General features: G+C 66.5%; 4 protein-coding genes. All 4 read right to left on the bottom strand.

The annotated features are described in order from the left end of the window. Nucleotides 1–276 precede the first annotated feature (276 nt). Nucleotides 277–1,479, bottom strand: coding sequence for an ABC transporter substrate-binding protein (locus AC1DOC_RS29305; RefSeq protein ID WP_478131082.1), 1,203 nt, complete (start codon nucleotides 1,477–1,479; stop codon nucleotides 277–279). Between the two features lie 21 nt (nucleotides 1,480–1,500). Beyond that, entirely contained in the window at nucleotides 1,501–2,286 is a 786-nt protein-coding gene (locus AC1DOC_RS29300; RefSeq protein WP_478131083.1) for a GntR family transcriptional regulator, read from the bottom strand. A 96-nt stretch (nucleotides 2,287–2,382) separates the two neighbouring features. Then, entirely contained in the window at nucleotides 2,383–3,231 is an 849-nt protein-coding gene (locus tag AC1DOC_RS29295; RefSeq protein WP_012745943.1) for a fumarylacetoacetate hydrolase family protein, read from the bottom strand. A 29-nt stretch (nucleotides 3,232–3,260) separates the two neighbouring features. After that, nucleotides 3,261–4,007: an SDR family NAD(P)-dependent oxidoreductase gene (locus AC1DOC_RS29290; protein WP_478131081.1), complete on the bottom strand. Its 747-nt coding sequence runs from the start codon at nucleotides 4,005–4,007 to the stop codon at nucleotides 3,261–3,263. Nucleotides 4,008–4,054 lie beyond the last annotated feature (47 nt).

Raw genomic sequence — 4,054 nt, 5'->3', positions numbered from 1 at the left:
GCCGGCCCTTCGGGCTGCCCTGCGGTGCTCGCGCTTCGCGGGGTCTCGCAGAACTCGCTTCGCTCAAACAGCTGCGAGCCCTGATCCGCGAAACGCTGCGCTCCTCGGCGGCGCAGAGGGGTTCGCCCGGCCCGCACCGCATACCGGGCTCCATGCTTGATCGACGATCGGCGGAATACGGGGGGCTTGCCGGCAGCGAAGTCCGAAGGACCGGTGACGTCGGACGCCCAGAGCCAGACCGCCCGTCACCGCGCCCGACGCTCAAACACAAGAAGTTCATGCCCGGAGCGGAAACACAGGCTCCACCTCGCGGTAGTCGCGCGGAATGATCACTTTGATATCGTTCTTCACCACCTGCGTCATCAGCGGCTGCGCGCCCTCGTTCTGCCCGTTGACGAACTTCGTGGGGCCGTACGGCATGATGTGGTTCGAGAAGGTGCTCTTCTCCAGCGCGTCGACGATGGCCGCGCGCTCGGCCGACTTCGCGCGCTCCAGCGCATCGGCCAGCAGCCACATCGAGGTGTAGGTCATGAAGACCTCGTAGCYGAAGAACTGGCCCTTGGCCTCCACGCGCTTGCGCAGCTCCTGCGAGCGCTTGTCCTTCGGGTTGAACCAGTGGTTGCAGTCGATGATGCCGTTGGCCGCGTCCGGAAACTCCTTCACGAACTTGTAGCTCGATGCGGCGCCGCCCAGCACCGAGAAGATCGCCTTGGGCACCACCTTCTGCTGCTGCATGGTGCGCACCAGCAGCGCGTACTCGTTGTAGTAGTTGGCCGGAATCACGATGTCCGGGTTGACCGACTTCATGCGCAGCACGATGTTGTTGAAGTCGCGCGTGGGGTTGGCGTGCTTGACCACCTCCTTCACCTCGAAGCCGTAGCCCGGCAGCTCGCGCGAGAGCAGCTGCGCGGTGCCGGCGCCGAACAGCGACTCCTCGTGGATGATCATCACCGTCTTGGCCGGGTTGCCCGCGGCCTTGTTGAGCACCAGCAGGTTGGCCATGGCCACCTCGGTCGACTTCTTGTAGCCGGGGCCGAAGCGGAAGGTGTTCTTCAGGCCGCGCTCGACGATCTGGTCTGCCACGCCCACGTCGACCACGTGCGGCAAGTTGTACTTGGCCGCCGCCTGCGTGGTCGCGAGGCAGATGGCCGAGGCGTAGGCGCCCACGATGGCCGAGACACCGGCCTCGTTCATCTTCTCGACCTCGGCCGCGCCGGCCTGCGGCTGCGACTGCGCGTCGCCCAGCAGGGCCTCGAGCTTCGCACCGCCGAGCGCCTTGATGCCGCCGGCAGCGTTGATGTCCTCGATGGCCATCAGCGCGCCAAGGCGGCACTGCTGGCCCGAGTAGGCCAGCGCCCCGGTGACCGGATGCAGCACGCCAACCTTGACGGCCTTGGGCTGCGCGCCGGCCACGAGCGGGAAGGCGACGGCGGTGGCCAGGGCGGCGGACTGCGACACGAAACTGCGGCGGTTCTGCATGGGGCTTTTCCTTTTTTCTCTTCAGTTGAACTTGGCTGACACGTCCTTGCTGACCCACACCTTCGCGTCGATGCCGCCCACGCGGGAGAGCTGCATTTCGTAGGTGTAGCGGTCGGGGCGATACAGGCCGTGCAGCCACTGCACGGGCCGCTCGTCCTCGTCGTAGATCAGGCGGCGCACCGCGAGCAGGGCCGAGCCGACCGACACGTCGAGGTGCTGCGCGATCAGGCTGTCGGCCAGCCGCGCCGAGATGGTCTGGTGCGCACGCCCCACCTTGACGCCCGATTCCTCGAGCAGCACGAGGATCGGCTTCTTCGACAGCTCGCGGCGGCCGAAGCGGCRCGCGATGGTGTCGGGCACGTAGGTGGTGATGTGCGAGAGCGGGCCTTCCTTGGTGGAGCGCACGCGCACCGCCTTCTGCACCGGGTCGCCCAGCTGCAGCTGCAGCGCCTCGGCCACGTGGGTGGAGGCCGTGATGGTGGCCACCTCGATCACCTTCACCGAGGTGTGCAGGCCCATCGTCACCAGGTTCTCGAGCAGGCCGCGCAGATTGGCGCGCTCCATGCCGTTGCCGCTACCGTTCGCTTCGCCTGCGAGCACGGGCGGCAGCGCGCGCGTGCGGCGCCCCGGGTTGCGCGCGATCAGGCCTTCGGAAGACAGCTGCTCGAGCGCGCGCCGCACCGTGACACGCGCCACGTTGAACTGCGCCATGAGCGCAAGCTCGCCGGGCAGCCCCTCGGCGAAACGGCCTTCGTGCAGCTGCTCACGCAGGACCAGATAGATCTGGTGGTACTTCGGCAAAGGCATCTGCGACATGCCTTTGATGTTTTTGCAGTTTCAATGTTCTGTCAATGGGACATACTGCCCGCCGCGCCGCTTCCTGGCTGCTCGCTTGTTGTTGGCTTACAGCTTGAACGGAACCACTTCCTGGCGCTGGTCGCCCAGGCCTTCGATGCCCAGCGTCATCACGTCGCCCTTCTTCAGGTAGAGCGGCGGCTTCATGCCCAGGCCCACGCCGGGCGGCGTGCCGGTGGTGATGACGTCGCCGGGCAGGAGCGTCATGAACTGGCTCAGGTAGCTCACGATCTTGGCGATGCTGAAGATCATCGTCTTGGTGCTGCCGGTCTGCATGCGCTTGCCGTTGAGGTCGAGCCACATCGACAGCTTCTGCGGGTTGGGCACTTCGTCGCGCGTCACGAGCCAGGGGCCGATGGGGCCGAAGGTGTCGCAGCCCTTGCCCTTGTCCCAGGTGCCGCCGCGCTCGATCTGGAACTCGCGCTCGCTCACGTCGTTGATGGTGCAGTAGCCGGCCACGAAGTTGAGCGCGTCCTTCTGCGAGACATAGCGCGCGCGCGTGCCGATGACCACGCCGAGCTCGACTTCCCAGTCGCTCTTGACCGAGTTCTTGGGCAGCATGACCGGATCGTTCGGGCCCTGGATGCAGCTGGTGGCCTTCATGAAGACCACCGGCTCCTTCGGAATCGGCAGGCCGGACTCGGCCGCGTGGTCGGCGTAGTTCAGGCCGATGGCAATGAACTTGCCAACGTTGGCCACCGGGCTGCCGAAGCGCGGCTTGCCCTTGACCAGCGGCAGCTTGTCGACCTTCTGCTTGCGCAGCTTGGCCAGCGCGGCATCGCCGAGCTGCTCGGGCCCGATGTCCTTGACCAGCGCGCTCAGGTCGCGCAGCTGGCCGTTGTCATCGATGAGGCCGGGCTTTTCCTTGCCGGGGTTGCCATAGCGAACGAGTTTCATGTGGTCCTTTCTTGGGGAGACTGACTGACTTAGTAAGTGGAGCGGCCGCCGGACAGGTCGAACACGGCGCCGGTGGAGAACGAGCAATCTTCGGTACAGAGCCAGCCGACCATCGCGGCCACCTCCTCCACCGTGCCGAAGCGGCCCATGGGAATCTTCGAGAGCATGAATGCGATGTGCTCCGGTGTCATCTGGTCGAAGATGGCGGTCTTCACCGCCGCGGGCGTCACGCAGTTGACGCGGATGCCGGTGTCGGCCAGCTCCTTGCCCAGCGACTTGGTGAGCGCAATGACGGCGGCCTTGCTTGCACTGTACGCGCTGGCATTGGGATTGCCTTCCTTGCCTGCGACCGAAGCGATGTTGACGATGCGGCCGTAGCCCTGCGCGCGCATCTGCGCCACCACTTCGCGGCAGCACAGGAAGACGCCGTTGATGTTGACCTCCATCACCTGCCGCCAATCGTCCACCGGGTAGTCCCACAGCCTGGTGTTGGGGCCGGTGATGCCGGCGCTGTTGACCAGCGCATCGATGCGCGGCGAATGCGCGAGCGTGGCCGCCACGGCCGCAGCGACGGAAGCCTGCTGCGCCACGTCGGCCTTCACGGCAAAGGCCTTGGGGYCGAGCGCCGCCGCGGCCTTGCCGGCGGCAGCCTCGTCGCGGTCCCAGAGCGTGACGCTGCCGCCCGATGCGATCAGCCGCTCGGCAATGCCGTAGCCCAACCCCGCCGCGCCGCCGGTCACCACCGCGTGGCGGCCCGCGAAGTCGAGCTGGTTCATATGGTGATGCCGCCGTCCACCGTGAAGGCCTGGCCGGTGGCGAACAC

This window comes from Variovorax sp. 01T439_2, assembly GCF_056398445.1.
This window is presented reverse-complemented; position numbering and strand designations above follow the sequence as displayed.